This is a genomic window from Streptomyces sp. NPDC054047 (genome assembly GCF_055585065.1).
The window spans coordinates 384,050-410,772 of the sequence record NZ_JBVJKV010000006.1 but is presented as its reverse complement, the minus strand read 5'-3'; the positions used below and the strand labels follow the sequence as shown (position 1 = coordinate 410,772).

Genomic DNA, 26,723 nt, shown 5'->3' with positions numbered 1-26,723 from the left:
TCGGCTTGTGGCCGCCGAGCTGCCCTCAGCCCGCGACGTACTCCCGCAGATGCTGCGCCGTCACGGTCCGCCCGTCGGTCACCAGGGACGCGGGCGTACCGGTGAACACCACCTGCCCGCCGTCGTGGCCGCCGCCGGGGCCGATGTCGATGATCCAGTCGGCGTGCGCCATCACCGCCTGGTGGTGCTCGATGACGACCACCGAGTTGCCGTCGTCGACGAGCCGGTCGAGCAGCGCGAGCAGCTTGTCCACGTCGGCCAGGTGCAGGCCGGTGGTCGGCTCGTCCAGGACGTACGTCGATGACTTCTCGGCCATGTGGATGGCGAGCTTGAGCCGCTGGCGCTCGCCGCCGGAGAGGGTGTTGAGCGGCTGGCCGAGCCGCAGATAGCCGAGCCCGACATCGCTGAGGCGGCCGAGGATGGTGTGCGCCTGGCCCGAGGGGAAGAAGTCGTGCGCCTCGGCGATCGACATCCCCAGGACCTCGCTGATGTTCTTGCCGCGCAGCCGGTAGGTGAGGACCTCGGCCGTGAAGCGCTCCCCCGCGCACTCCTCGCAGACGGACGCCACGCCGGGCATCATCGCCAGGTCGGTGTAGATCAGCCCGATGCCGTTGCACTTGGGGCAGGCGCCCTCCGAGTTCGCGCTGAACAGTGCCGCCTTGACGCCGTTGGCCTTGGCGAAGGCGGTGCGGATCGGGCCGAGCAGTCCGGTGTAGGTCGCCGGGTTCGAGCGGCGCGAGCCGCGGATCGGCGACTGGTCGGCCACCACGACGCCGTCGCGCCCGGAGAGATAGCCGTGGATCAGCGAGCTCTTGCCGGAGCCCGCGACGCCGGTGACCACGGCGAGCACCCCGAGCGGTATGTCGACCTCGACGTCCTTGAGGTTGTGCAGATCGGCGCCCTTGATGGACAGCTGCCCCTTGGGCACGCGCACCTGCTCGCGCAGCCGGGCCCGGTGCTCCAGGTGCCGGCCGGTCAGTGTTCCGGAGGCGCGGAGCCCGGCCACGTCTCCGGTGAAGCAGATCTCGCCGCCCGCCGTACCGGCCCCGGGGCCGAGGTCGACCACGTGGTCGGCGATCGCGATGACCTCGGGCTTGTGCTCCACCACGAGCACCGTGTTGCCCTTGTCGCGCAGCCGCAGGAGCAGGTCGTTCATGCGGCGGATGTCGTGCGGGTGCAGGCCGATGGTCGGCTCGTCGAAGACGTACGTCACGTCGGTGATGCTGGAGCCGAGGTGGCGGACCATCTTCACGCGCTGGGCCTCGCCGCCGGAGAGCGAACCCGATGTGCGGTCCAGGCTCAGATAGCCGAGCCCGATCTCGACCAGCGATTCGAGCAGCTCGCGCAGGCCGGCGACCAGCGGGGCGACGGCGGGGTCGTCGAGCCCGCGGACGAACGCGGCCAGATCGCTGATCTGCATCGACGAGCAGTCGGCGATGTTCAGGCCGTCGATCCTCGACGACAGCGCGGCCTCGGTAAGGCGCGTGCCGTCGCAGACCGTGCAGCGGGCGAACACGACGGCGCGGTCCACGAAGGCCTTGATGTGGGACTGGAGGGAATCGCGGTCCTTGGCCAGCCAGGTCCGCTGCATCTTGGCCACCAGGCCTTCGTACGTGAAGCCGTTCGAGCCCACCTTCACCTTGACCGGCGCCTTGTGCAGGAGGTCGGCCCACTCCTGCTCGGTGAAGTCCTTGAGCTTCTTGTCGGGGTCGTGGAAGCCGGAGTTGACCATGATCTGCCAGCTCCAGGAGTCCACCGCGTAGTACGGGACGGTGATCGCGCCCTCGTTCAGCGAGAGCTCGCGGTCCACCAGCTGGTCCACGTCGACGGTGGAGGCCTCGCCGGTGCCCTCGCACTCGGGGCACATGCCTTCGGGCAGATTGAAGCTGAAGGCGCCCGACGTCCCGATGTTCGGGACGCCGAGGCGGCTGAAGATGATCCTGAGCATGGTGTACGCGTCGGTGGCGGTGCCCACCGTGGAGCGCGAGTTGGCGCCCATCCGCTCCTGGTCGACGACGATCGCCGCGCTGAGATTGCGCAGGCCGTCCACGTCGGGGCGGCCCAGGCTCGGCATGAACGACTGGATGAACGCGGTGTACGTCTCGTTGATCAGCCGCTGCGACTCGGCGGCGATGGTGCCGAAGACGAGCGAGGACTTTCCGGAGCCGGAGACTCCGGTGAAGACGGTGAGCCGCCGCTTGGGAATGTCGAGCGAGACGTCGCGCAAGTTGTTCTCGCGGGCGCCTCGCACCTGAATCACGTTGTGGCTGTCGGCGGGGGTGACCGTCACTGATGCTCCTTGGCCTGAACCGGGCGGAAGGAAAAGCGTACACCGTACCCAGTCTTCGTCTCACCCCGATTCCCGACACCAATTGCCGCCCGAGAGCGACCAGTTGGTATGGACATGACTACCGGGCCGCTTCTATGCTCCGCCTGAACTCATCGTGAGAGCGCTCTCATCACCCTGTTCCTCCCCACCTCGATGGAACGACAGAAAGGGCACTGCCATGAGACGCAGAACCGGGGTCCGCATCGCCTGCTCCTCCTTGCTCCTGATCGGCACCTGGGCGAGCGCATCGCTCACCTCCCCCGCGAGCGCAGCCCCCGATCCCGCCGCTCCCCCCGCATCCGCGAGCCTGCTCACCGCCCTCCAGGACGACCTCGGGCTCACCGCGAGCCAGGCGCGCGAGCGCCTCGCCGCCGAGAAGACCGCGACCCGCGTCGACCGCGCCGCTCGGCGGGCGGCCGGGTCGACGTACGCCGGATCGTGGTACGACGCGGACACCGAGAAGCTGACCGTCGCCACCACCAGCGCGCGCAAGGCCGACGCCCTGCGCGAGACCGGCGCCACCGTCCGCGTGGTCCGCCACAGCGCGAAGGAACTGGACGCCGCCAAGGAACGCGTCGACGCCCTGCCCGCGCCCAAGGGCGTCAGCAGCTGGCACGTGGCGCCGCGCACCAACAACGTCGTGGTGAACGTCGTCGCCGCTCAGAAGGACGACAACGATGTCCGCCGGTTCGTCGAACGGGCCCGGAAGGCGGGCCCCGTCCAGGTCGAGACGGTCGGCGAGGCGCCGAGCACCTTCGCCGCGGGGACCGTGGGCGGCGACCCGTACTACACCGGCAACGTCCGCTGTTCCATCGGCTTCTCGGTGCACGGAGGGTTCGTCACCGCGGGCCACTGCGGGCAGACGGGAGCCGCGGTGCGCGGCTGGGACAACTCGAACATCGGCAACTTCCAGGGCTCCTCGTTCCCCGGCAACGACTACGCGTACGTCAGCGTGGGCAACGGCTGGTGGACCGTCCCGGTGGTCCTCGGCTGGGGCACCGTCTCCGACCAGCTCGTGCGCGGCTCGGCCGAGGCTCCCATCGGGGCCTCGATCTGCCGCTCGGGTTCCACCACCCACTGGCACTGCGGCAAGGTGCTCGCCAAGAACGAGACCGTGAACTACAGCCAGGGCGCCGTCCACCAGATGACCAAGACCAGCGTCTGCGCCGAACCGGGCGACTCAGGCGGCTCGTTCATCAGCGGCGACCAGGCCCAGGGCGTCACGTCGGGCGGCTGGGGCAACTGCTCCGGCGGCGGCGAGACCTGGCACCAGCCGGTCAACGAGATCCTCGGGCGGTACGGCCTGACCCTGCACACCGCCTGACGGCGGCGGTGCGCGCCGGGCCCGCGGGAGGGTCCGGCGCGTACGCCGCTGCGGTGAGACCTGGCGGCTGGATGGCCCTAACCGGGTTCATCGCGCCCGCCCCGGAGGAAGGACTGCGGCTGCCACTGCAGGAACGAATGGTCCCGGAACCGCGCGTTCGGGGACGAACGGAGAACCGCGATGACAGCAAGGTCCGCCGGGGCCCGACGCCGCACCCGCATCGGCACGAGACTCCTTGCCACGGTCGCCGTGGGCGCGCTCGTCATGGGCGCCGCGCACGAGAGCGCGACCGCGGACCCCGGCGCCCCGCCCCGCGACCGGTCCCCCTTCACCGGAGTGACGGCGGATCAGGGCCCGGTGCTCGCGGTGAAGTTCGACAACGCGCGCATGGCACGGCCGCACACCGGTCTCGCGCAGGCGGACATCGTGTACGTGGAGAAGGTCGAGGGCGGCATGAGCCGCCTGATGGGGGTGTACTCCAGCCGCCTTCCCCAGTCCGTCGGCCCGGTGCGCAGCGCCCGGGAGTCCGACATCGAGCTGCTGCGGCAGTTCGGCCGCCCGGCCCTCGCCTACTCGGGGGTGCGCAGCTCGCTCAACAAGGTGCTCGGGAACTCACCGCTGTACGCCCGCTCGCACGGCCGCCTGCCTGGCGCCTACTTCCGCAGCGCCGGACGCCCCGCCCCGCACGACCTCTTCGTCCGCCCCAAGGCCGTGCTGCGCTCGGCACCGAAGGCCGACCACGCCACCGACATCGGCTTCCGCTTCGGCCCGGCCCCGGCGGGCGGTTCGCCCGCCACGCTGCGGACCGTGCGCTACGCGTCGGCCAGCCACACCTTCCGCTGGTCGTCCCAGGAGCGCCGCTGGCTCGCCTCGTTCGACGGGGTCCCGGCCCGCAGCACCTCGGGGGCGCGGCTCGGCGCGAAGACGGTCGTGATCCAGTACGTGGACATGCCCCCGTCGCGCTTCAAGGACGTCAACGGCGCGGCGACGCCGTACATCAAGACGGTCGGCAGCGGCCGGGCGACCGTCCTGCGGGGCGGCAAGGCGTACAAGACCCGCTGGCAGCGGTCGAGTCCCGAGGGCGGCACGACGTTCACGCGCCCCGACGGAGAGCGCATGCCCTTCGCGCCCGGCCAGGTGTGGATGGTCTACGCGGACCGCTGAGCCGCGGCCCTCGAACAGGCGTCAGCCCGGTGACCGTGATCGGTCACCGGGCTGACGGAGGTACTCCACATACGGAGCGTCAGGTGCTCAGCCGCGTACGGACTCGAGCTCCCGGTCCTGGTCGTCCTCGCGCGCCGTGGGGAAGTCGCCGAGCTGCTTGTGCAGCTTCTCGCCCTCCACGTCGACGTTCGGCAGCGCGCGGTCCAGCCACTTCGGCAGCCACCACGCCTTCTTGCCGAGCAGGGCGAGGACGGCCGGGACGATCGCCATGCGCACGACGAAGGCGTCGAAGAGGACGGCGATGGCCAGGCCGAAGCCCATCATCTTGATCATGTCGTCGTTCTCCATGATGAAGCCGGAGAAGACGCTGATCATGATGACCGCCGCGGCGGCGACGACCCGTCCGCCGTGTGTGAAGCCGGTGACGACGGCCTCGGCGGGGCGCGCCCCGTGGACGTACGCCTCACGCATGCGCGTCACGAGGAAGACCTCGTAGTCCATCGCGAGGCCGAAGACCACACCGATCATGAAGATCGGCATCATGCTCATGATCGGGCCGGGCTGCTCCACGCCGACGATGTCGGCGAGCCATCCCCACTGGAAGACCGCGACGACGGCGCCGAGCGCGGCGGCCACCGACAGGAGGAAGCCGAGCGCCGCCTTGAGCGGTACGAGGACCGAGCGGAAGACCAGCATCAGGAGCAGGAAGGCCAGGCCGACGACGAGTCCCAGGTAGGGCAGGAGCGCGTCGTCCAGGGTCTGCGAGAAGTCGATGGTCATGGCGGTCGCGCCGGTGACCAGGACCTCGGAGCCCGTCTTGTCGCCGAGACCGTCGACCGTCGAGCGGATCTCCTTGACGACGCCCTCGGTCTTGTGGTCGCTCGGACCGGTCTTCGGTACGACGTTGAAGATCGCGGTGTCGTCGGACTTGTTGCCGCTGGCCGGAGTGACGGCGGCGACGCCGTCGATCTTGGCGATCTCCTTGCCGACGGTGTCGGCCGCGGCGGCCGCGCCCTTGTTCTTGTCGGTGTCGACGGTGACCATCAGCGGGCCGTTGAAGCCGGCGCCGAAGGACTCCGACAGCATGTCGTACGCCTTGCGCTGCGTGGTGTCCGGCGCCGACGTGCCCTCGTCGGGCAGGCCGAGCTCCAGGCTGGTGGCCGGTACGGCGACCGCACCGAGGCCCACCACGGCGAGCAGCAGGACCGGGACCGGGCGGCGCAGCACGAAGCGTGCCCAGCGCGTGCCCAGCTTCGGCTTGGCGTTCGGGTCCCGCAGCTCGCTGGCGGGCTTCTTGCGGTCCTTGCGGCGCAGCACCTTCTTGCCCGCGAAGCCGAGCAGCGCGGGGATCATGGTGAGCGCGATGAGGACGGCTATCGCGACCGTGCCGGCCGCGGCCAGGCCCATCTTGGTGAGGATCGGGATGTTGACGATCGCGAGGCCGGAGAGCGCGACGATGACGGTGAGTCCGGCGAACACCACGGCGGAACCGGCGGTGCCGGTGGCGCGGCCCGCTGCCTCCTCCGGTTCACGACCGTCGGTGATCTCCGCCCGGTAGCGGGAGACGATGAAGAGGGCGTAGTCGATGCCGACCGCGAGGCCGATCATCATCGCGAGCGTCGAGGTCGTGCCGGAGAGGTCCAGGAGGCTGCCGAGGGCAGCGATGCCCGAGACGCCGATGCCCACGCCGATGATGGCGGTCAGGAGCGGCATGCCCGCGGCGACCATCGAGCCGAAGGTGATGATCAGGACGACCGCGGAGACCGCGATGCCGATGAGTTCGGCCGTGCCGCCCATCTCCTGCTCGGCCATGACGGCGTCGCCGCCGGTCTCGACGGTGAAGCCCGTCTTGCGGGCGTCGTCGGTGGTCTTGGTCAGCGCGTCGCGCGCCTTGTCGGTGAGTTCCTGGGCGTTGACCTTGTACGTGACGGACGCGTACGCGGTGGTGCCGTCCTTGCTGACGGCGTTGGCCTTGAAGGGGTCGGCGACCTCGGCGACCTGCGGGCCGGTGCCCAGGTTCTTGACCAGCTTCTCGACGTCGGCCTTGGGGCCGGACTCGGTCAGCTTCTCGCCCTCGGGGGCGCGGATGACGACGCGGGCGGTGGCGCCCTCGGCGCTGGCCGCGGGGAACTTCTCGTCGAGGAGGTCGAAGGCCTTCTGGGACTCCGTGCCCGGCATGGAGAAGGAGTCCTCGGGCGGTGCCGGCGCTGCCGAGGCGGAGAAGCCGACGCCGGCGAGCAGCACCACCCACATCAGTGCCACATAGCGGCGTCGCCTGAAGGCGAGGCGGCCCAGTTTGTAGAGGAACGTAGCCACGGCGAAGGGGCTCCCGTCGGTGTCGGCTGGCAGGGTGACTCCCCCCGCGGCACGATCAGCGCACGTCAGGGCGGTCAGCAGGTTTCCTCTTAATAGTCCAGGCCCGGACAGGGCCGGAAGTCAGACTCAGAGCCGGACTATCGGCCCACGGTCGCTGTAGTGCCGTGCACGCCGGGTCATCCTCGGGGAGGAGAGGTGTGGGGGATGTGTAGGACCCACACCGATCGCCCGATCACCGGAGGATTCGCCTCCGTACCTTTGGACACCTGTTCACCACAGAACAACTCGCCCTCATATCACCTCAATAGGAGAGATAAGGTGTCGAGTCAGCTCTCAGATACTTGTCATCACCATCCAGGAGAACCTTCGTGACTCTTGCCATCGCGCCGTCTGAAGCCGCCGACTCGTCCGACGCCACCTCGGTGGAGGCTCCCTCGGTGGAGACTCCCTCGGTGGACGAGCACTCCGCGGTCCCGTCGGACGACACCGCGGCGGTTCCGTCGGCCGACGTGCCCGAGCCGGTGGCCCGGGACGCCCGCGACTTCGGCGCCTACGCACGGACCGGCGGCTGGACCTTCGCCCTGAAGGTCGCGCGCAGCGTGCGCCCCGGCGGGCAGGGAGCCGACGAGACGCCGAAGGTATCGGCGAAGCAGTTCAGCGAACTGGCCGGCTGCTCGGCCGAGCGCGTCATGCGCTACTACAAAGCCTGGGACAAGGCCGCTGACGATGGCGTCGTACCCCACTTCGAGGCGCTCACGCCCGGCGAGGACATCGAACTTCCGGACTCCGACCTCTGGTTGACGTACTACGCGTCCCGCTCCAGCGCGCTCTCCCCGCGCGGCACCGCGATCACGGAGGCCGCCGAGGCCGAGGGCATCCGCCCCACCAAGGCCCTGGAGGTGGCCGAGAACCCCACCGCGCTGCGGGCCGCGATCCTCGCCGACCCCGGGACCGCCGAGGCGGCGCGGCGCGCCCTGATGGACCGGATCGAGGAGGACCCGGCGCTGCGCACCGAGCTGGTGCGCGACATCGTGCGGGCGGACGACCTCAAGAAGGCGGTCGCGGCCGAGGCCAAGGCGGGCGACCGCGTCGACTACGTCCGCCAGATCGTCGACAAGGGCCAGGTCAAGACGCCCGCGGGCCAGATGATCGACGCGCCCGCCGAGCTGAAGGAGGAGGCCGAGCGGCACCTGTCCCTCATCGACGAGCTCGAGGACGGCGAGGACTCCGGCGAGTGGGCACGCGAGGCGTACGACACCGTGAAGGACCTGGTCGCCCAGACCGTCCAGAGCGACCCGCAGCTGCGGGTGCAGGAGCGCCGTGCGAAGTTCTACAACAGCCTCCAGAAGGCGACGAAGGTCTTCGAGGAGCTGACCTTCGACGACGCCGAGGTCGACGACATCTACGAGGACGACATGCTGCTGCGCCTCGAAGAGCTCCAGAAGTCGATCGCCGCGTGCATCACGGCGCTGCAGTCGGCGACCGCGGGCGCCGCCGCACCCGCCGCACCCACGGCACCCGCCGCGCCCGCCGGGGACACCGCTCCCGCCGGGGACGCGGGGGACTCCTGGGACGGCAGCTGACGGCTGCCGGACCTCACCTCCGGGGCCCCGCCCTCCCCGTACATCCCGATGATGACCATGGCCCCGCCCGTAGCCCTGGAGTCGTACGGAATGACCCATACGCGGAGGGATTCGCCGCACCCCGCCCCGCTCATAGCTTCTTGATCAACGTACGGAGACCGACGTACGGAGTTGATCGAGAGGTCATGGATCTATGCACGGCAAGGCATTCGCGCCGGAATACCAAGGCGAGTTGGGTTCGGCACTCGGGGTGAACTCCTCCTACGAGGAGGTGCTGACGAAAGCGGGCCGCGCCCTCTCCCAGGCGGACACCGCCCTGGAGAGGGCGCGCGCCGCTCTCGCCCTGGCCGAGGCCAACCGGCGGCTCGGCCAGGTGGACGACGCGGGCGCCGCGTGGCGGCAGAGCTACCGCAGCGCACGCGTCGCGGGGGACGCGGGGGCCATGGCGTGGGCCCTGTGGAGCGGCGGCACACTCGCCCGCCAGTGCGGCCGGCTGCGGCTCGCCCGGCGGCTTCTGACCTGGGGCGTCGCGCTGGCCGCCGACAGCGGTGAGCGGCTCGCGCACGGCTACGCGCTCGCCGGGCTCGCCGAGACCGGCCGCATCCAGGGGGACTACGCGGCGGTGGCAGCGCTCCACGAGCAGCTGCTCGAACAGGGCCGGGCGCACGGCGAGGCGCGGCACATGGTGTGGGCGATGTCCGGCATCGCCCAGATGCGGCGGAACACCGGCGACTACACCGAGGCGCTGGAACTGTTCGAGGAGTGCGTCAGGATCTCGGCCGACGCCCAGGACGCGCGGGGGCGCGCCTGGTCGCTGCGCGGGGTCGCCGACGTCCTCTCACTGCGCGGCGAGGCGGAGCGGGCGCTCGCGCTGCTCTCGGAGGCGGAGGCCATCTGCCGCACCATGGATCTGGCGAGCGCGCTCGCGTACAACCACAAGATGCGCGGCAACGTCCTGTACCGGCACGGGAGTTACGAAGCGGCCCGCGAGATGTACGCCATCGCCCTGGAGGAGTTCACTGCCATGCGGGAGCCGCGCGGCGTGGCCCTGTCCCGTCTCGGACTGGTCAAGTCGCGCGCCCGCCTCGGCCGCGACCGGAGCGAGACGCTGGCCGAACTCACCGAGCTCGAAGGGGACTTCGCGCGCATCGGGCTGCGGCACGCGCGCGAGACCGCCGCCGCCTTCCGTGGTGAACTGGCCGCGGAGCCGAGCATGACCTGACGCGAGGCGTCACCCGGTGGGCGTGATGCGGATGCCCACCGTCCCGCTCGCGCCGCGCCGGAGCTTGCTGCCCAGCAGGGTGAGGCGGCCGACCAGGCCGTACTTGCGCTTGAGAAGGGTGCGGTAGCGGGCGGTCGTCTCCGCGTCGCAGATCTCGGCGGTGGCGGGGACGGACTCGCCGGTCGGGTTGCCGCGCAGGTCGCAGGGGCCGATCAGGACGTCGGCGCGGTTGCGGATCCGCTTGACCTTCCAGGAGTCCGTCACCGTCCAGATGCCCAGCGCGGCGCCGTCCTCGACGACCCAGACGGGGCTCGGCACCGGAGTGCCGTTCTTGCGGTAACTGGTGACCAGCAGGTACTTGCCGGCCCCGAGCCCCGTCTGCGCTACCTCGTCCACGTAACCGCTCCAGACTTCTTCTCGTCGCTCTTGCTGACCAAAATTCAGCCTGTGGTGCGGATGTCGCCGCCGGCTGCCGTCGGAGGAGTACACCACGGCGGGCGGCGGGTGGCCCTGAGCAGGTCGCGTACGAGGTCGAAGTCGATGTGCTCCGGCTTGCGGAAGCGCAGGCAGCCCTTGCCCATGTCGTGCGCTGCCAGGCGGTCGGCGAAGGCCTCGCGGACGTCGCCGCGCATCAGGTAGAAGGAGATGTACTGCTTCTGGGCGGCGAAGGCGATCTCGGCGGCGCCGTCCCGTTCGTACGCGGGCATCCCGTACGCCATGACCTCGTCGAAGCCCTTCAGCTCCGCGCGGCACAGCTCTCGCAGCCGGACCAGGGCGTCCCTGCGTCCCTCGTCCACCTCGGCCAGATACCCGGCCACGTCCTTCGCCTCGCTCCGCACCATGCCCCGAGGTTACCGAGGGCCGACGCCCTCCGCCGGGAACAGGCGTGCCTCCGGGGCCCGGACGGATCCGGACCCCGGAGGCACGGGTCGTGCGACGGTCAGGCGCCCCACGTGCCCTGGTTGACGGCGCAGTTCCAGCCGTTGCCGTGCACCTTGAACTTGACCTTGTAGGACCTGGTGTTCAGCAGGCGCGTCTTGACCCTGACCCCGAGGCTGGCCTTGCCCTTCAGGCTCTTGTCGTAGACGGAGATGGTCTTCGAGGTCTTGTGCGTGACCTTGCCGCCCTTCGCCTTCGCCGTGCCGAAGCGGACGTTCTTGACGTTGCTGACGGTGAAGGTGACCTTCTTGAAGCTCTTCGTGCTCTTGTTCTTGAGGCCGAAGTACAGGCCGTCGCCCTTCACCCAGCCGCCCGGGCCGATGTAGAACCGGGACGTGTAGACGATGTCGATCGGGCAGCCGGCGCTCTGCGCCGAGGCGACCGACGCCTTCGGCGCCTTCGGGGCGTCCGCCGCGGAGGCGGATCCGGCCAGGCCGAGCTGAGCGGCCGTGAGCGCCCCCGCCGTGGCCAGGACAGCGGCGGTCGTACGTGCGTGGTTCATCAGGCTGATGCCTTTCCCCCTGCGACCCTCTCGGGCCCAACTGTCAGAATGATGCGAAGCATGCGCACAAGGCGGTCTGCGTCCCCGTGCCGCCCGTATTTTTAGCAGGCGGACGGACATGAGGGGACATCAGGTTGTCCGAGCGCACAGCACCGTGACAAAAGCCGGACAATCACTCGGCGAAGCGGAATCCACGGCCCCTCACATCGGCGGAGGCGCCGGCGCGGGCCCCAGGGTCGTGGTGCCCAGAGCGGCCCGGTGGGCGAGGCCGGTGCGGTAGGCGTCCAGGGCGGCCTCCGTCCGTCCCGTGCGCCGGAGCAGATCGCCCAGGAGGCGGCAGAGGTCGGCCACGTCCCCGGCCGCGCCCGCGCGTTCGAGCAGCGGCAGCGCGGCGCGGTAGTGCTCCTCTGCGGCGTCCGGGTCACCGCACTCCTCGGCGATGAGGCCGAGCAGCCGGTGCGCGGCGCCCACATGCACCGCTCCGCGTCCGGCCCGCAGGGCGGGAACGTCGGTGGCCTCCGCGGTCTCCCCGGCGGACCCGGCCGACCCGGCCGACCCGGCTGCCCCCGCTGTCGTGCCGCCCGTCAGCAGGGGCCTCAGCAGCGCCTCGGCCTCACCGGCCTTGCCGCGCCGGCGCAGCACGTCCGCGAGTTCCACCTCGACCTGTTCGGCGAAGAGCGCGGCCCGCTTGGCGGTGAGCATCTCGTGCGCGGTGCGCAGTTCGCTCTCGGCGCGTTCCAGTCGGCCGTCCTGGGCGTGCACATACCCACGCATCCAGTGACAATGAGCGAGTTCGGTTCGGATGTGCAGCTGCTGATAGAGGTCCTGGGCCTTGGCCAGCGACGCGTCGGCCTCGGCGATACGCCCCTGGGCGATGAGCGTGCGGGCCACTCCGCGGTGCATCCCGGCGAGCAGCGCCGGATCGTCCACGCGCGGCGCGAGCGCGAGGGCCAGTTCGGCGGCGTGCGCACCGCGTTCATGCGCGCCCATGTCCATGTACGGGGCGATGGAGGCCGAGTAGAGGAGGAGCAGCGCGTCGGGGTCGTGCAGTCCGGTGGCGTTGAGCTGATCGAGGGCGGTCTCCAACAGGTGACAGGCGTAGCGGAGTTCACCCGTCAGGCGGTGCGCGTTGGCGCGGCCTCGGATGGCGGGCACACGGCGGGGCAGCGGCTCGTCGGCGAGCAGCCGCTCCACCGAGGCGAAGCACTCGTGCGCGTCGTCGAGGTCGCCGGACTCCAGGAGGCACTCGCCGAGGCCGAGGAGCGCGTCGGCCCGCTCCCCCGGCAGCGCGTGCTCGACGGCTTCGGCGCACAGGGCGCGGAACAGGGGGGCGGCATCCTCGGGGGCGCCGGTGGCCAGGGCGCGCCGCGCGTCGGTCAGGCGCAGGCGCAGCTCGGCGGCGAGGCGGGCCGGGCGTCCGGTCGCGAGCTCCTCGGGGGTGACGCCGAGGCGCTGGGCCAGGTGCCGCAGTGCGGCATCGGACGGCCTCACCTTGCCCGACTCCAGCGTGGAGACATAGGCGGGCGTATAGGCGGGCTCGGCCAACTGCCGCTGGGTGAGCCCGAGTTCCGTACGCAGCCGCAGGACGCGCCGCCCGATCACCGCGGGCCCGTCCAGCCGCGCGCCCCCAGTTCCGTTCTCCGTCATCTCTCCCTCTCCACATCCGAGCCAAGCCCATCCATGCCTGAGACAAAAGGAACTTGGGCGTACATGGCGCGAACTCATCATTCCCACAAGCACCTTCCGCCGCGGGCATTGCCTGGCTTCCCTCCAACCCCTACATTGAACCGCGCCTTAACCTCCCTTAACCCCCCACTTATGTCGCGGACTTGCCGAACCCGCTTCCGCGCAGACTCACGGGAGTTCACCCATGCGTAGACACTCATCCCGCATGTCCTCCACGACCGGGACATCCCGCATGTCCCGGATATCCCGCAAGCGCCTCGCCGCGGCCACCGGCGTCGCCCTGGCCTCGGCGCTCGCCGCCACCGCGCCGGTCGCCGCCGACCAGGGCCAGGACGCCGGCGCCCCCGCCGCCCACGAAGCCGCCCAGGTCGAGGTCGAGTACTTCACCGGGCCGGACGGCCACCCCCGCCGGACGCAGGTCCCCGCCTCCGACCCGCTCACCAGGAAGCAGGAGTCCACGATCAAGGACGACGGCGACGTCCTGCCGATCGTGGAGGCCGGGGCGAGCGACGCCAAGGTCGACGTCGTCTTCATCGGCGACGGCTACACCGCCGCCCAGCAGGAGGACTTCCACGCCGACGTGCGCACCAAATGGAAGGAGATGGCCGCCGTCCAGCCGTACGCCGAGTACGAGGACCTCTTCAACGTCTGGGCCGTCGACGCGCACTCGCAGCAGTCCGGCGTCTCGGGCGACCCGACGAGCGACGTCCGCAAGAACACCGCCCTGGACTCGGCGTTCTTCTGCGACGGCATCGAGCGGCTGCTGTGCGTCGACACCAACAAGGTGGAGGCGTACGCGAGCAAGGCCGCCGACCCCGACCTCGTCATCGTGCTCAGCAACTCCACCAAGTACGGCGGCGCGGGCTACAACGCCATCACCTCGCCGTCCGGGTACGACGGCATCGGCACCGCGTCCTCCGACCACGCCGACTCCGACCAGGTGGCCGTCCACGAGACGGGCCACTCCTTCGGCAAGCTCGCCGACGAGTACTGGTACGACGAGAGCACCTACAGCGGCCCGGAGCCGGGCGAGTCCAACCTCACCAAGCTCAGCGCCGACGAGATGGCCGCGCAGAAGGTGAAGTGGCACCGCTGGCTCGGCCAGGAGTCACCCGACGGCGGCACCGTCGGCGCGTACGAGGGCGGCGGCTACCACGGGCACGGCCTCAACCGCCCCACCGAGGACTCGATCATGCGCACGCTGGGCCGCGAGTTCAATCTGCCCGGACGCGAGGCGATGATCGCGGGCTTCCACCAGCACGCGCCCACCCTCACCGCCGCCACCCCCACCGGCCGACAGGTGCGCGGCGGCGAGCGCATCCGCGTCGAGGCGTCGTCGCACGCACGGGTGCGCTGGTACGTCGACGGCCGCGAGGCCCGGCAGGCCCGGGACGCGAGCAGCGTGACGGCCGACGCGCTCGGCGTGCCCGACGACGGCCGCGCGCACACCGTCACGGCACGCGCCACCGACCCGAACAAGGCGGTCCGCACCCCGGAACTGCGCAAGCACCTGACCTCCTCGCTCAGCTGGCAGGTCACGCGCTGACGTGCCGCCGCGGCCGCCGTACGCACGGCGGCCGCCGCGCGGTCCCCACCCTCGTCGACTTGAAAACCGTGTTCATTTACTATGGGGGTCCGTACGGCACCGCTCGACCAAGGAGCCCCCATGGGCAACCCGCAGACAGCGGCCCCGCCGGGCGCGCCGGAGAGCCGGGCCGCCGAGCGCGGGCTGCGCAGGACGCGACAGCGCACCGCCGTGCTCGACATGCTGGGCCGCTGCCCGGACTTCGTCTCCGCGCAGGAGCTGCACGCGCTGATGGCCGCCGCAGGCAGCACGGTCGGCCTGACCACCGTCTACCGCACCCTGCGCGAGCTGGGACGCGCCGGCCTGGTCGATGTCGTACGCGACGAGGCCGGCGAGCGGCTCTACCTCCAGCGGCCCACCGACGAGCACAGCCACTACCTCATCTGCCGCTGCTGCGGCCGCAGCCAGGCGGTCGACGCGGACGTCGTAGAACGCTGGGCGGAGCGCCTGGGCAAGGCCACCGGTTTCGCCGGGCTCGAGCACACCCTCGAACTGAGCGGTGTCTGCGGCCGCTGCCAGGCCGCCGAGGACACCGCCCCGTGCCGCCAGATCCTGTCCAGGAATACTGCGGCCATGACCACACACATGACCGCACACGCGAAGGCGTCGCCGGAGGCGGCGGCGCCCGTACCGGGGTGGGTGCTGCGGGCCGCGGAGGCCACGGACGTCGAGGCCATCGCCGAGCTGCGCGCGCGGGTGATGCGCCCGGACCTGGAGCGGCTCGGCCGCTTCGACGAGCACCGGGTGCGCCAGAGACTGCGGGACGCCTTCTCGCCCCGGCACACCTCGGTCGTCGTCGCCGACGGCTCCTTCGCGGGCTGCGTCGCGCTGCGGCCGGCCGCTGACGGGGTGTGGCTCGAACACTTCTACCTCGACCCCGCCCTCCAGGGCCGGGGCCTGGGATCGGCGGTGCTGCGCGGACTGCTCGACCGGACCGACGCCGAGGGCGATCTCGTCCGCCTGAACGTCCTGCAGGGCAGCGCGGCCCGGCGCCTCTATGAGCGCCACGGTTTCCGCGTCGAGAGCGAGGACCCGATCGACGTCTACATGGTGCGGCGGCCCGGCTGACGGAACGTGCGGCGGCCCGGCCGACGCGACGGCGGCGGACCGGGAACCGTGCCGCACCGCTGAGCGGCCGATTGGCCCACACCCGCGACCAGGAAATGGTCCACAGGCCGGACCATTCGGCTGGCTAGCCTCTTCTCACCGCAGAAGAAACGGCCCAACGGCCGCCTAGCCAGGGAGCGTTGTGCCGATCCAGATCCTGCCGCAGGCCGGTGCGCCACGCGTGCTCGCCGCCGCCCAGCTGAGCAATTCGCTCGGCGACGGCGCCTATTACGTGACCTCGGCCCTCTACTTCACCCGCGTCGTCGGCCTCTCCCCCACCCAGATCGGGCTCGCGCTCACGGTCGCCTGGGCCATCGGTTCCGTCACGGGGGTGCCGCTGGGCGCGCTCGCCGACCGGAAGGGGCCGCGCGGCACGGCGGTCCTGCTCGCCCTGGCCACCGGCGCGTCGGTCGCCTCCTTCCTGTTCATCCGCTCCTTCGTCCCGTTCCTCCTCGCGGCCTGCCTGTACGCCGTCGCCCAGTGCGGGCTGGCCGCGGCACGGCAGGCGCTGCTCGCGGGCCTGGTGACGCCCGCGGCCCGGACGGGCGTCCTGGCCCATCTCCAGTCGACGCTCAACGCAGGTCTCGCCGTCGGTGCCGCGCTCGGCGGTCTTGCCCTGTCCCTCGACACGCGCGGGGCGTATCTGGCGGTCTTCGCGCTGGACGCGGTCAGCTTCCTGCTCTGCGCGCTGGTGCTGCACCGGCTGCCCGCGGTGCCGCGGTCCGCGGCGCGGGGGAAGGGCGAGCCGCGCCTGGCCGTGCTCCGCGACCGTCCCTACGCCGTCGTCACCGCGCTCAACGCGGTCCTGCTGCTGCGGATGCCACTGCTGAGCCTCGCGATCCCGCTGTGGGTGGTGGAGCGGACGAACGCGCCGAGCTGGCTGGTCTCGGCGCTCTTCGTCCTCAACACCCTTGCGGTGATGGCCTTCCAGGTGCGCGTGGCCCGTGACGTCAGTGGACCGCGCACGGCCACGCGTGCGGTGCGGCGCTCCGGTCTCGTCATGTTCGCTTCGTGCGCGGTCTTCGCCCTATCGGCCGCGGGGCTTCCGGTGTGGGCGACGGTGGCGGTCCTGGTGACGGCGGCGGTGCTCCAGGTCGTCGCGGAGATGCAGCAGTCCGCGGGGTCCTGGCAGATCAGCTTCGACCTGGCGCCCGCGCACCAAGTGGGCCAGTACCAGGGCTTCTTCGGCACCGGCGTGCCCGTCGCCCGTACCCTCGGCCCGCTCCTGCTCACCTCTCTCCTCGTGGTGTGGGGCGTACCGGGCTGGCTGCTGCTCGGCGGGATACTCCTCGCGGCGAGTCTTGCGACGGAGCCCGCGGTGCGCTGGGCGGCGAGGGGTATATTCATCGGCCAATCAGCGGCAGCACGGGGAGTGGGTACTCCGCACATGGGCGACGTCGTCGAGTTCGATGAGGCACTGGTCCGGTCCCTGCTCCATGAGCAGCATCCCGACCTGGCGGACCTCGACCTGCACGGGACGGTCACCGGCTGGGACAACCAACTGTGGCGCCTGGGAGACGAGTTGGCCGTCCGTCTCCCGTGCACGGAGCGTGCCCCGGACCTCCTGCGCAAGGAGCACCACTGGCTGCCCGCCCTGGCCCCGCGCCTTCCGCTCCCCGTACCGACTCCGCTGCGGATCGGTGAACCGTCCGCGCGCTTCCCCAAGACCTGGACCATCGCGTCCTGGGTCCCCGGCGAACCGGGCGACCGCGCCACGATCAGCCGCGACGACCACGCGGCCGACACGCTGGCGCGGTTCCTCAGGGCGCTCCACGTGGACGCGCCCGCCGACGCCCCGGCCAATCCGATGCGCGGCGTTCCCCTCAGCACCTTCGCGCACGACTTCGCCGCAGGTCTCCAGGCCATCGTCTCCAGCGGCGGTTACACCGGCGCCCTCACCGCCATCCAGGACGTCTGGGAGGACGCTCTCGCGGCTCCCGGCCCGGCGGGACCGCCGGTGTGGCTGCACGGTGACCTGCACCCCGCGAACGTCGTCGTCTCCGGCGGGACGCTGTCCGGCGTGATCGACTTCGGTGAACTCTGCGCGGGCGACCCGGCGACCGACCTCTCGGCCGCGTGGGTGCTGCTTCCCGCGGGCGCCGCGGCACGGTTCTTCGACGCGTACGCCCGCGCCGACGAGGCGACCGTGCGGCGGGCCCGGGGCTGGGCCGTGTACCGGGCCGTGGGTCTCATCTCCATCGGCCAGGCGGGGGAACAGGGCCTTCCCGGCGGGAAGCGCACCTGGGGAGTGGCGGGCCGGGCGGCGCTCGATCGCGTGCTGGCGGACCGCTGACGTCTCGGCCCTGCACCTGACCACGGGCGGAACCGTGCCGGGCGGACCCGTGATGAGATGCACCGCATGAGTGATCACTTGCTGCGGGCCGACACGGACCTGCGGGCCCGCATAGAGCAGTACTACGCCACCGTGCCGCTGCTGTTCGCCGACGCCGAGGAGTTCGGCTCCCTGCGCCTCTTCGTGCGCAAGGCGGCGGGCGCCCCCTACTACGGCGGCCCGAGCCACGCCCAGCCCACCGCTGCGGGCTCCGCGGAGGTCGCCCCCGCCGACATCGCGCTGGTGCGCGCCCGGCAGCGCGAACTCGGCGTGCCGGAGGCCTTCGAGTGGCTGGACGAAGTCGCTCCGTCCCTGCGCGCCCGCGTCGAGGCCGACGGTCTGCCGGTGACGGAGCGCCCCTTGATGGTCCTGGACCCGCACCACGCGCTGCCCGAGCAGCCCTTGCCCGACGGGGTGACGATCCGCGCCCTGGACGCCGACGACCCGGCGCTCCCGGCCGCCCTCGCCGTCCCCCGCCTCGCCTTCGCCAAGGACGGCGGCTCGGCGGGACGCGCGGAGCTGGCGGTGGCCGCCGCGGAGGTCACGGCGGACGGCACGCTCGACGCCGTGCGCCCCACTCTGCACGCAGGCCACAAGACGCTGGTCGCCGCGCTCGCCGCCGACGGCACCCCGCTGGCCGTGGGCCACTACCACCCGGCGGTCGCCACCACGGAGATCGGCGGCATCGGCACCCTGCCCATCGCGCGCCGCCAGGGCCTGGGGGCCGCCGTGGCGGGGGGACTGGCCACCCACGCCCGCGACCACGGCGTACGGACCGTCTTCCTCGCCTACGCCCAGGAGAGCGTCGCCCGCCTCTACGCCCGGCTGGGCTTCCGCCCGGCAGGCACGACCCTGCTGATCGCGAATCAGCCGGCCCGTTCCTGAGCCACCTCGACCCGGGTCGTGCGGAAGCGTGCGGCGTACGCGGAGGGCGTGGTCCCCAGGTGCCGGGCGAAGGCCCTGCGCAGCGTCTCGTCACTGCCCAGGCCGCTGCGCTCGGCCGCGTCGGTGACGCTCGCGCCGCGTTCGAGCAGCATGCGGGCGGCCTCCAGCCTGAGGGACTCCACGTACGCGGCCGGTGTGGTGCCGAGCTGGCGCGTGAAGAGCCGGGTCAGATGCCGGCCGCTCACGGCGGCCCGCCCGGCCAGGGTCGCCAGGCGGTGGTCGGCCGCCGGGTCGGCGGCGATGGCGTCCAGGACCGGGCGCAGCACCGGATGGCCGGTCGCGGGGGTGCGGGAGGCCGCGGAGAACTGGGACTGGCCGCCGGGCCGTTGCAGGAAGACCACGAGGTCGCGGGCGACCCTCCGGGCGGTGTCGGGGCCGTGGTCCTGCTCCACGAGGGCCAGGCAGACGTCGATGCCGGCGGTGACCCCGGCCGAGGTGAGCACGGGCCCGTCCTGGACGTAGATGGCATCCGCCGTGACGGTGACGTCGGGGTGCAGCCGGGCCAGCGTCGCCGCGTGCTCCCAGTGGGTCGTCGCCCTGCGCCCGCGCAGCAGACCCGCAGCGGCGAGGGCGAAGGCTCCGGTGCACACGGAGGCCACCCGCCCTGCTGTGCCCGCCAGTTGGCCCACGAGCTCGACGAGGTCGGGCCGTTCGGCGAAGGTGACGAGCTCGGCGTGGCCGGGGACGACGAGGGTGTCCGCGCCGCCCGCGTCGGCGGCCGGCAGATCGGCCGCGATCCGCAGCCCGGTGGAGGTCCTGACGTCCTGCCCGTCGGGGGTGCACACCCGCACGGTGTAGCGGCCGCCGGTGTAGCGGGCCGCGGTGGCGAAGACCTCCAAGGGGGCCGCGACGTCCAGGAGGCGCACGCCGTCGAAGGCGAGGACGCAGACGTGGTGGGGGCGGAGTCGGTCGGGTTGTGGGGGCACGGGACCACGGTAGCCGCAGGGCATGTCCAGATGTGTGGGGTACCTGTCCATGAGGACATGGCCGTGAGGGGCGTACGTCGAGCAGGCTGATCCCGGACGGCGAAAGGCATCGCCGCCCCCACCACCTCGACTACAGGAGTCACGCCATGACCGACCACGCCTCTTCCGCCGCCGGAGTCTCCGTGCCGGACACCAAGCTGGCCGCCGCGGCCACCGAACTGGTGCGGGACACCACGAACGAGCTGATCTACCACCACTCCCGCCGCGTCTTCTGGTTCGGCAGCCTGCAGGGCGCCCGGCGGGGGCTGGGCTTCGATCCCGAACTGCTCTACATCGGCGCGATGTTCCACGACCTGGGCCTGGGCGAGCGCTTCCGTGACAGCGGCCGCCGCTTCGAGGTGGACAGCGCCGAGGAGGCCCGCGACTTCCTGCACGGTCACGGCGTACCGGAGGACAGCGTGCGCCGGGTGTGGACCGCCATCGCCCTGCACACGACCCCGGGCATCCCCGAGTTCATGGAGCCGGAGGTCGCCCTGGTCACGGCCGGAGTGGAGTACGACGTCCTGGGCATCGGCTACGACGACCTGACGGCCGAGGACCGCGCCGAGATCACCGCGCTGCACCCGCGCCCCGACTTCAAGCGGCGGATCCTGGCGGCCTTCACCGAAGGCATCGCCCCCAAGCCGGAGACCACCTTCGGCAACGTGAAGGCCGACGTCCTGGAGCACTTCGTCCCCGGCTACACCCGCGGCGACTTCGTCGAGGTCATCCAGAACTCCCCCTGGGCGGAGTAGCCACGGGGGCCATGCGGGAGAGCACAGACGAGTGTCAACCGAGGGTTGACACTCCTTCGACTGTCAACCTACCGTTGACACATGACGCAGCCCGCACAGCCCACCCAGCCCATCCGTCTCGACGACCTGATCCAGGCCATCAAGAAGGCCCACCCCGAAGCCCTCGACCAGCTCTCCGACGCCGTGATCGCCGCCGATCACCTCGGTGACGTCGCCGACCATCTGATCGGCCACTTCGTGGACCAGGCGCGCCGCTCGGGCGCCTCCTGGACGGACATCGGCAAGAGCATGGGGGTCACCCGGCAGGCGGCCCAGAAGCGGTTCGTGCCCAAGGACCCCGGCGAGATGTCGGACCTCGACCCCCGCCAGGGCTTCAGCCGGTTCACGCCCCGGGCCAAGAACGTGGTCATGGCCTCGCAGGAGGAGGCCCGCGCGGCGGGCAACGACCAGATCGGCGCAGGCCATCTGACGCTCGCCCTCCTGACCGAGCCGGACGCCCTCGCCGCGAAGGCGCTGGTCGCGCAGGGGAGTTCACTCGACGCGATCCGCGAGCGCGTCACCGAGGCGCTGCCGCCCGCGGTCGGCGAGGTGCCCGACCTGATCCCGTACGACGCCGGGGCGAAGAAGGTCCTCGAGCTCACCTACCGCGAGGCGCTGCGGCTCGGGCACAACTACATCGGGACCGAGCACATCCTGCTCTCCCTCCTGGAGACGGAGGGCGGCACGGGCACGCTCGCCGGCCTCGGCATCGACAAGACGGCCGCCGAAGCGAACATCACCGAGGCCCTCGACGCGATCCGTTCCTCCGTCAACCAGGCGTGACGGAGCCCGAGTCGGCCGCGCGCACCCGTGCGGCCTCCCGGACGGCCGCCACGTTCGCCTTGCCCTGCCGGGACCCCGCCAGCTTCGCCTTGATGTGGTCGCGCACGAGGATCGGTTCGTAGGCGAGCGAGTCGGCGGCGTCCAGGTGGCTCGGCAGCGTGGAGACGACCGCGTCGACGTTGCCGTCGTGGAAGTAGGCGGCGGACCGGCGCCGGACGATGCCGCCGTCCACGATCGGCGGCTTGACGCGGTGCAGGGTCGACATCCAGCGGTCGTTGGTGAGCCGGGCGGTCAGATCGCCGAGGTTGACCAGGAGCGCGCCGTCGACGGGGCACACGTCGTGCCAGGTCCCGTCGGTGCCGAGTACCTGGAGCCCGGCGACCTGGTCCGCCCACAACACCGTGACCAGACCGAAGTCGGTGTGCTCCCCCATCCCCGTCAGATCGCCGTCGAGGGTGACGGTGCCTTGCGGCAGCGCGTAGTTGTTCATGCGCAGTACGTCGATGGAGTGGTCGGTCAGCGACTCGAAGAAGTCGGACGGCTGCCCCAGGGCGTCCGCGAAGATGCGGGTCAGGGTGCGGGCCACGCGCCCGGCCCGGGCGAAGTAGCCGAGCACGGCCGGCTCGAAGCCGTCGACCTGCGCGGGCCAGACGTTGAGCCCGTAGTCGTCCTCGGAGAGGTCGAGTCCGGGGAACGAGCGGGCTTCGGTGCCGATGTTGAACGCCTCGAAGAAGTCGTTCATGCGCCCGGCGGACTCCACGCCGAGGCTCAGGCTCAGGGATTCGCTCTCGGGCGGGCTGTAGCCGCGGTTCGCCCCGGTCACGCGGTGGCTCTTCTTCACCTCCAGGGGCAGTCCGAAGAAGCCGTCCATGGCAGCGGTCAGGGCGTCCACCGTCTCGTCGGGAACGCCGTGGCCGAGGATCTGGACGAAGCCGACGCGGGCGCACGCCTCGTCCATCTCGCGGGCCACGCGGGCGCGTTCGGCCGCCGTCCCGCCGTCGACGTACGGGGTGATGTCGATGACGGGAACCTGGAAGGGCATGGGCGTCTCCTGGCGTGCGCGAGGGCTACGCCCGATTCCCTATCACGATTTCACTGCCCGGTTTCCGAGGGCACATCGGCGGAGACGATGTCCGCCTCCAGGCGCCGCAGCCGCTCCGCGTCGCAGACGCGCGGGCAGGTGCCGCAGGCCTCGGCGGCACGGATCGTGTAGTAGAGGCAGCAGCCCAGCCGGGTGCGGGTCGGGTGCCGTTCGCCGTCGCGGGTCGTCAGGTGACGGAAGGCGGCGCCGCCGGGGAAGGGTTCGACCGGGCCGGGGAGCAGGGCGTCCACCGCGCGCAGCGCCTCGTCCTCCTGGTCGAGCATGCGCCCCAGGTACCAGATCCCGGAGACGAGGTCGTCCCCGGCCATGCCCCACAAGGCCCGCTGCCCGCGCCGCAGTCGGGGCCCGATGGCCGTGAGCAGCGGCTGCATGTGCGCGACGACCGCGGCGCGGAGTTCGGTGCGCAGCGACTCCTCGTCGGGGAGGGCCCGCACTCCGGTCAGGCCCGCCGCCGGGTCGTCCGGGAAGCAGGCGAAGGAGCCGGGGACGACTTCGAAGGCGCCGGTCTCCAGATGGACGCGTACGTCCTGCGGGCGGATGCGCGGCACACGCCGCTCCAGGTACCAGGCGCCGCTCATCAGCAGGGAGACCGACCAGAGGTAGCCGTGCAGGGCGCGGGACGCGGCGACGTCCGGGCGCGGGGTGTGGTCGTGTCCGGCGCGGATGCGTGCGGCCTCCGCCGCGACGAAGGCTTCCAGAGAATCGTGATGTGCCGTCAGCTCCGCCCCGGTGACCCACCCTTGGACCGCGGTCGAGCCGGGTTGCGCCACCGTGACGGCGAGCGTCGCACAGTGCGCGGTGAGCCGCTGGTAAGTCGAGGTGAGCAGGGCGGCGGGGCTCAGGGCGGTGGCGTTCGACGCCAGGTCCGGGGCCACGGTCAGCGGCACGCGTAACTCCTTGGAAGGCAGGTCCATCGGTCGTCCGGCGGTGGACCCGTCCACCACGAACTAGGTAAGGCTTACCTTATTTTGCTTCAACTTGCCGCATCGTGAACGGCGCGTCGCGCACCTTGTCTTCGCGAGTGATCCCACCCTCACAGCGAGTTGACATCATTAGGTATACCTAACCTAAACTCTCACCCTGTGTCCAAGATCGCTCGGGCCGTCCCGCCAGGCAGCATCTCCACACGGCGGATCCCTCTGCTCCTCGCCGGATTCGGCGCGTTGGTGCTGTGCGCCGCCCTGAGCCTGGCGCTGGGGTCGCGCCCCGTACCCCTGTCCACCGTGGCCGACGCGCTCTTCGGCGACGCCCACGGCCGGGACGCGATCGTGGTCACCGGCCTTCGCCTTCCGCGCACCGTCGTCGCGCTCGCCGTGGGCGCCGCCCTCGGCGTGGCCGGAGCCGTCGCCCAGGGCATCACCCGCAACCCGCTCGCCTCGCCGACCACCCTCGGCATCAACGCGGGCGCCGGGTTCGCGGTCGTCGTCGCGATCTACGCCCTGCATCTCACGCGCCCCGTCGAGTACTTGTGGTTCGCCTTCTTCGGAGCCGCCGCGGCCGGGATGCTCGCCCAGATGCTGGCCCGGCGCGCGGGCGACCTCGACCCGGTGCGCCTGGCGCTCGGCGGTGTCGTGCTCCAGATGGTGCTGCTCTCCTGGACCCAGGCCGTGATGCTGGCCAGCGAACGCACCCTGGACGAGGCCCGCTTCTGGCTGGCCGGCTCGCTGTCCGGGCGCACCCTTGACGTGCTCTGGCCGGTCCTTCCCACCCTCGTCATCGGCCTGGTCCTGGCGCTCGCGATCTCGCCCGCCCTCAACGCCCTCGCGCTGGGCGACGATTCGGCGCAGGCGCTCGGCGTGCCGGTGGCCAGGATCCGCGTTGCCGGCGGCATCGCGGTCGTACTGCTGGCGGGCTCGGCGGTGGCGGTCGCCGGGCCCGTCGCGTTCATCGGGCTCGCCGCCCCGCACCTGGTGCGGCTCGCGGTCGGCTCCGACCACCGGCTGCTCGTGCCGGGCTGTCTGATCGCCGGGCCGCTGCTGCTCCTGGCCGCCGATGTCCTCGGCCGGGTCGTCGTGCGCCCCTCCGAGCTCGAGGTCGGCATCGTCAGCGCCTTCCTCGGCGCGCCGCTCCTGGCGGTCCTGGCCCGGAAGGTGGCCCGATGACCGTCTTCGCCGTACGTGAGGCCAAGGCCGCGCCCACCGGGGTGCGGATGCGGCAGCGGCGCCGCCTGGCGCTGCTCGCCTGCGTCGGACTCACCGTCCTCTTCGTACTCGTCACGCTCGCCCTGACCACGGGTCAGATGCCGCTGTCCGCCTCCGTCGCGCTGCGCGGCCTGGTCGGGCTCGGCGATCCGGCGGACGTGCTGGTGGTGCAGGACTTCCGGGCGCCCCGGGTGATCGCCGCACTCGTCGCCGGGGTCGGGCTCGGCGTCGCGGGCTCGCTGCTGCAACGGGTGTTCCGCAATCCGCTGGCGTCGCCCGACGTGATGGGCGTGACGGGCGGTGCCTCCTTCGGAGCCGTCGTGCTGCTCGCCACGGGGGCGTCCCAGACGCTGATCCCGGTGGCCGCGCTGGGCGGCGGACTCCTGGCCGCACTGCTCCTCGGCGTGTTCGGCTGGCGCTCGGGGATCACCGTCACCCGGCTCGTGCTCGTCGGGCTCGCCGTCCAGGCGGGCCTGGCCGCCGCGGTGAACCTCATGGTCGTCCGCTTCCCCGCCGAACTCGCGGGCTCCGCCCTCCAGTGGACCACCGGATCGCTCTACGGGCGGACGTGGACCGAGGTGTGGGCCGCAGGAGGCGCGGTGGCGCTCGCGCTCGTCGCCGCGTTCGCGCTCCAGCGGCGGCTGGCCGTACTCGACCTGGGCGACGAATCGGCGGGCGGGCTCGGCCTGAACCCGTCGGCCGCGCGGCTCCAACTCCTCGTCACCGCCATCGTGCTGGCATCGCTCGCCGCCGCGCTCACCGGGCCCGTCGCGTTCGTGGCGCTCGCCGTGCCGCACCTGGTGCGGTTCGTGGCCGGTCCGCCGACGCCGGGAACGCTGGCGCTCACCGGTCTGGCCGGGGCGGTGCTGCTGCTCGCCTCCGACCTGATCGTGCAGCAACTGCTTCCGGTGAAGGGCCTGCCCGTCGGAGTGGTCACCGCGACGCTCGGCGCCCCCTGGCTCCTTGTGCTGATGATCCGACAGAGCAGGCCCGTCGACCGGAGTGCCGCATGAACCGGAGTGCCGCATGAGCCCCACGCAGACGTCCACGCCGACGTCCCCACCGCAGCCGCCCGCCAATCAGCTCTCCACGCACGGGCTCGATCTGCGGTACGGCGACAAGGTCGTCGTCGGCGGCCTCGACGTCACGCTGCCCGGCGGCGCCGTCACCGCCATCGTCGGCCCCAACGCCTGCGGCAAGTCGACGCTGCTGCGCGGCCTGACCCGACTGCTCGCACCGGCCGGCGGCAGCGTCGCCCTGGACGGCGCGGACATCCACCGGATGGCGGCGCGGACGCTGGCCCGGCGGATGGGCCTCCTGCCGCAGCAGCCGGTGACGCCCGAGGCCATCACCGTCGAAGCCCTCGTACGCCTGGGCCGCTACCCCCACCAGACCTTCCTCAGCCCCTGGTCCAAGGCCGACCAGGCGGCGGTGGACGAGGCACTCGAACGCACCGGCACCACGGAACTGCGCGACCGAAGCGTCGACCAGCTCTCCGGCGGCCAGCGCCAGCGCGCCTGGATCGCCCTCGCCCTCGCCCAGGACACCGAACTGCTGCTCCTGGACGAGCCGACCACCTTCCTGGACCTGCGGCACCAGCTCGACGTGCTCGACCTGGTCGCCGATCTGCACACCGAGGCGGACCGCACCGTGGTGATGGTGCTGCACGACCTCGGGCAGGCCGCCCGGTACGCGGACCACCTGGTCGTCCTCAAGGACGGACAGCTCGCCGCGGCCGGGGCGCCCGCCGACGTACTCGACGCGGAACTCGTCAAGGACGTGTTCGACGTCGACTGCCGGGTAATCCCCGACCCGGAGACCGGCACCCCACTGGTCGTACCGAAGGGCAGAACCGCCCGCCGCGCCACGGGCGATCCGGCCGTCCCCGCCTGATCACCCCGCCC

At 71.8% G+C, this 26,723-nt stretch carries 22 protein-coding genes and 2 pseudogenes; 15 read left to right on the top strand and 9 right to left on the bottom strand.

Features of this window, described 5'->3' with window-relative positions:
* Nucleotides 1-25 precede the first annotated feature (25 nt).
* Nucleotides 26-2,290, bottom strand: coding sequence for an excinuclease ABC subunit UvrA (locus ACZ6ZP_RS24275; protein WP_351164397.1), 2,265 nt, complete (start codon nucleotides 2,288-2,290; stop codon nucleotides 26-28).
* 217 nt (nucleotides 2,291-2,507) lie between these two features.
* Here ACZ6ZP_RS24275 and ACZ6ZP_RS24270 point away from each other — a divergent pair, with 217 nt between their 5' ends.
* Both ACZ6ZP_RS24270 and ACZ6ZP_RS24265 read left to right on the top strand, forming a co-directional pair.
* On the top strand, nucleotides 2,508-3,653 hold the full coding sequence (locus ACZ6ZP_RS24270) for a S1 family peptidase (protein ID WP_399980946.1): 1,146 nt from the start codon (nucleotides 2,508-2,510) through the stop codon (nucleotides 3,651-3,653).
* A gap of 180 nt (nucleotides 3,654-3,833) precedes the next feature.
* The gene (locus ACZ6ZP_RS24265; protein ID WP_361470948.1) at nucleotides 3,834-4,817 is read left to right on the top strand and encodes a DUF3048 domain-containing protein; all 984 of its coding nucleotides are present in this window, start codon (nucleotides 3,834-3,836) and stop codon (nucleotides 4,815-4,817) included.
* A gap of 87 nt (nucleotides 4,818-4,904) precedes the next feature.
* Here the strand turns inward: ACZ6ZP_RS24265 and ACZ6ZP_RS24260 are convergent, their stop codons facing one another.
* The gene (locus ACZ6ZP_RS24260; protein WP_351164394.1) at nucleotides 4,905-7,133 is read right to left on the bottom strand and encodes an MMPL family transporter; all 2,229 of its coding nucleotides are present in this window, start codon (nucleotides 7,131-7,133) and stop codon (nucleotides 4,905-4,907) included.
* Nucleotides 7,134-7,501: 368 nt separating this feature from the next.
* Between ACZ6ZP_RS24260 and ACZ6ZP_RS24255 the strand changes: the two genes are divergently transcribed.
* Both ACZ6ZP_RS24255 and ACZ6ZP_RS24250 read left to right on the top strand, forming a co-directional pair.
* Nucleotides 7,502-8,716 carry a hypothetical protein gene (locus ACZ6ZP_RS24255; protein ID WP_399980940.1) on the top strand — a complete coding sequence of 405 codons (1,215 nt, stop codon included), beginning with the start codon at nucleotides 7,502-7,504 and terminating at the stop codon, nucleotides 8,714-8,716.
* 193 nt (nucleotides 8,717-8,909) lie between these two features.
* Nucleotides 8,910-9,938, top strand: coding sequence for a tetratricopeptide repeat protein (locus ACZ6ZP_RS24250; protein ID WP_361470944.1), 1,029 nt, complete (start codon nucleotides 8,910-8,912; stop codon nucleotides 9,936-9,938).
* 9 nt (nucleotides 9,939-9,947) lie between these two features.
* Here the strand turns inward: ACZ6ZP_RS24250 and ACZ6ZP_RS24245 are convergent, their stop codons facing one another.
* From ACZ6ZP_RS24245 to ACZ6ZP_RS24230, 4 genes are all read right to left on the bottom strand, one after another.
* Nucleotides 9,948-10,334, bottom strand: coding sequence for a PPOX class F420-dependent oxidoreductase (locus ACZ6ZP_RS24245; protein WP_351164389.1), 387 nt, complete (start codon nucleotides 10,332-10,334; stop codon nucleotides 9,948-9,950).
* 44 nt (nucleotides 10,335-10,378) lie between these two features.
* Nucleotides 10,379-10,780: an iron chaperone gene (locus ACZ6ZP_RS24240; RefSeq protein ID WP_361470942.1), complete on the bottom strand. Its 402-nt coding sequence runs from the start codon at nucleotides 10,778-10,780 to the stop codon at nucleotides 10,379-10,381.
* Between the two features lie 98 nt (nucleotides 10,781-10,878).
* On the bottom strand, nucleotides 10,879-11,379 hold the full coding sequence (locus ACZ6ZP_RS24235; protein ID WP_351164387.1) for a hypothetical protein: 501 nt from the start codon (nucleotides 11,377-11,379) through the stop codon (nucleotides 10,879-10,881).
* Between the two features lie 201 nt (nucleotides 11,380-11,580).
* Entirely contained in the window at nucleotides 11,581-13,026 is a 1,446-nt protein-coding gene (locus ACZ6ZP_RS24230; protein ID WP_351164386.1) for a helix-turn-helix domain-containing protein, read from the bottom strand.
* 244 nt (nucleotides 13,027-13,270) lie between these two features.
* Between ACZ6ZP_RS24230 and ACZ6ZP_RS24225 the strand changes: the two genes are divergently transcribed.
* From ACZ6ZP_RS24225 to ACZ6ZP_RS24200, 6 genes and pseudogenes are all read left to right on the top strand, one after another.
* Nucleotides 13,271-14,611, top strand: a complete 1,341-nt coding sequence (locus tag ACZ6ZP_RS24225) for a M64 family metallopeptidase (RefSeq protein WP_361470937.1) — start codon at nucleotides 13,271-13,273, stop codon at nucleotides 14,609-14,611.
* A gap of 81 nt (nucleotides 14,612-14,692) precedes the next feature.
* Nucleotides 14,693-15,133, top strand: a pseudogene (locus tag ACZ6ZP_RS24220) (Fur family transcriptional regulator); the annotation flags it as partial.
* A 102-nt stretch (nucleotides 15,134-15,235) separates the two neighbouring features.
* Nucleotides 15,236-15,718 carry a GNAT family N-acetyltransferase gene (locus tag ACZ6ZP_RS24215; RefSeq protein WP_469408390.1) on the top strand — a complete coding sequence of 161 codons (483 nt, stop codon included), beginning with the start codon at nucleotides 15,236-15,238 and terminating at the stop codon, nucleotides 15,716-15,718.
* A 187-nt stretch (nucleotides 15,719-15,905) separates the two neighbouring features.
* Nucleotides 15,906-17,090, top strand: a pseudogene (locus ACZ6ZP_RS24210) (MFS transporter); the annotation flags it as partial.
* Between the two features lie 54 nt (nucleotides 17,091-17,144).
* Nucleotides 17,145-18,050, top strand: coding sequence for an aminoglycoside phosphotransferase family protein (locus ACZ6ZP_RS24205; RefSeq protein WP_351164487.1), 906 nt, complete (start codon nucleotides 17,145-17,147; stop codon nucleotides 18,048-18,050).
* A 57-nt stretch (nucleotides 18,051-18,107) separates the two neighbouring features.
* Nucleotides 18,108-18,974 (top strand): GNAT family N-acetyltransferase, encoded by an 867-nt coding sequence (locus ACZ6ZP_RS24200; protein ID WP_469408325.1) that lies wholly within the window; start codon nucleotides 18,108-18,110, stop codon nucleotides 18,972-18,974.
* Here ACZ6ZP_RS24200 and ACZ6ZP_RS24195 read toward each other — a convergent pair.
* A complete protein-coding gene (locus ACZ6ZP_RS24195; RefSeq protein WP_351164381.1) occupies nucleotides 18,956-19,960 on the bottom strand; it encodes a GlxA family transcriptional regulator in 1,005 nt (334 codons plus the stop codon). The genes ACZ6ZP_RS24200 and ACZ6ZP_RS24195 overlap by 19 nt on opposite strands.
* Nucleotides 19,961-20,106: 146 nt before the next feature.
* Here ACZ6ZP_RS24195 and ACZ6ZP_RS24190 point away from each other — a divergent pair, with 146 nt between their 5' ends.
* Nucleotides 20,107-20,754, top strand: coding sequence for an HD domain-containing protein (locus tag ACZ6ZP_RS24190; RefSeq protein ID WP_361466998.1), 648 nt, complete (start codon nucleotides 20,107-20,109; stop codon nucleotides 20,752-20,754).
* 81 nt (nucleotides 20,755-20,835) lie between these two features.
* Nucleotides 20,836-21,576: a Clp protease N-terminal domain-containing protein gene (locus ACZ6ZP_RS24185; protein WP_383821233.1), complete on the top strand. Its 741-nt coding sequence runs from the start codon at nucleotides 20,836-20,838 to the stop codon at nucleotides 21,574-21,576.
* Here ACZ6ZP_RS24185 and ACZ6ZP_RS24180 read toward each other — a convergent pair.
* Complete coding sequence (locus ACZ6ZP_RS24180; protein WP_469408323.1) at nucleotides 21,563-22,618, bottom strand: isopenicillin N synthase family dioxygenase; 1,056 nt, start codon at nucleotides 22,616-22,618, stop codon at nucleotides 21,563-21,565. The two genes, ACZ6ZP_RS24185 and ACZ6ZP_RS24180, sit on opposite strands and share 14 nt — an antisense overlap.
* Before the next feature lie 50 nt (nucleotides 22,619-22,668).
* A complete protein-coding gene (locus ACZ6ZP_RS24175; protein WP_351164486.1) occupies nucleotides 22,669-23,559 on the bottom strand; it encodes a (2Fe-2S)-binding protein in 891 nt (296 codons plus the stop codon).
* Between the two features lie 201 nt (nucleotides 23,560-23,760).
* On the opposite strand from ACZ6ZP_RS24175, the gene ACZ6ZP_RS24170 reads away from it, so the two are divergent.
* From ACZ6ZP_RS24170 to ACZ6ZP_RS24160, 3 genes are read left to right on the top strand one after another with little or no spacing between them, the layout of a single operon-like run.
* A complete protein-coding gene (locus tag ACZ6ZP_RS24170) occupies nucleotides 23,761-24,780 on the top strand; it encodes a FecCD family ABC transporter permease (protein ID WP_361466991.1) in 1,020 nt (339 codons plus the stop codon).
* A complete protein-coding gene (locus tag ACZ6ZP_RS24165; RefSeq protein WP_469408321.1) occupies nucleotides 24,777-25,832 on the top strand; it encodes a FecCD family ABC transporter permease in 1,056 nt (351 codons plus the stop codon). Before ACZ6ZP_RS24170 ends, ACZ6ZP_RS24165 begins: the two co-directional genes overlap by 4 nt.
* Before the next feature lie 13 nt (nucleotides 25,833-25,845).
* Nucleotides 25,846-26,712: an ABC transporter ATP-binding protein gene (locus ACZ6ZP_RS24160; protein ID WP_469408320.1), complete on the top strand. Its 867-nt coding sequence runs from the start codon at nucleotides 25,846-25,848 to the stop codon at nucleotides 26,710-26,712.
* The last annotated feature ends 11 nt before the right edge of the window (nucleotides 26,713-26,723 follow it).

Bases quoted from the DNA above. Each gene is read 5' to 3' on its own strand.
- ACZ6ZP_RS24270 (WP_399980946.1), top strand. From the start codon at position 2,508: ATGAGACGCAGAACCGGGGTCCGCATCGCCTGCTCCTCCTTGCTCCTG.
- ACZ6ZP_RS24265 (WP_361470948.1), top strand. From the start codon at position 3,834: ATGACAGCAAGGTCCGCCGGGGCCCGACGCCGCACCCGCATCGGCACG.
- ACZ6ZP_RS24250 (WP_361470944.1), top strand. From the start codon at position 8,910: ATGCACGGCAAGGCATTCGCGCCGGAATACCAAGGCGAGTTGGGTTCG.
- ACZ6ZP_RS24240 (WP_361470942.1), bottom strand. From the start codon at position 10,780: ATGGTGCGGAGCGAGGCGAAGGACGTGGCCGGGTATCTGGCCGAGGTG.
- ACZ6ZP_RS24235 (WP_351164387.1), bottom strand. From the start codon at position 11,379: ATGAACCACGCACGTACGACCGCCGCTGTCCTGGCCACGGCGGGGGCG.
- ACZ6ZP_RS24230 (WP_351164386.1), bottom strand. From the start codon at position 13,026: ATGACGGAGAACGGAACTGGGGGCGCGCGGCTGGACGGGCCCGCGGTG.
- ACZ6ZP_RS24225 (WP_361470937.1), top strand. From the start codon at position 13,271: ATGTCCTCCACGACCGGGACATCCCGCATGTCCCGGATATCCCGCAAG.
- ACZ6ZP_RS24215 (WP_469408390.1), top strand. From the start codon at position 15,236: ATGACCGCACACGCGAAGGCGTCGCCGGAGGCGGCGGCGCCCGTACCG.
- ACZ6ZP_RS24205 (WP_351164487.1), top strand. From the start codon at position 17,145: ATGGGCGACGTCGTCGAGTTCGATGAGGCACTGGTCCGGTCCCTGCTC.
- ACZ6ZP_RS24200 (WP_469408325.1), top strand. From the start codon at position 18,108: ATGCACCGCATGAGTGATCACTTGCTGCGGGCCGACACGGACCTGCGG.
- ACZ6ZP_RS24190 (WP_361466998.1), top strand. From the start codon at position 20,107: ATGACCGACCACGCCTCTTCCGCCGCCGGAGTCTCCGTGCCGGACACC.
- ACZ6ZP_RS24185 (WP_383821233.1), top strand. From the start codon at position 20,836: ATGACGCAGCCCGCACAGCCCACCCAGCCCATCCGTCTCGACGACCTG.
- ACZ6ZP_RS24180 (WP_469408323.1), bottom strand. From the start codon at position 22,618: ATGCCCTTCCAGGTTCCCGTCATCGACATCACCCCGTACGTCGACGGC.
- ACZ6ZP_RS24165 (WP_469408321.1), top strand. From the start codon at position 24,777: ATGACCGTCTTCGCCGTACGTGAGGCCAAGGCCGCGCCCACCGGGGTG.
- ACZ6ZP_RS24160 (WP_469408320.1), top strand. From the start codon at position 25,846: ATGAGCCCCACGCAGACGTCCACGCCGACGTCCCCACCGCAGCCGCCC.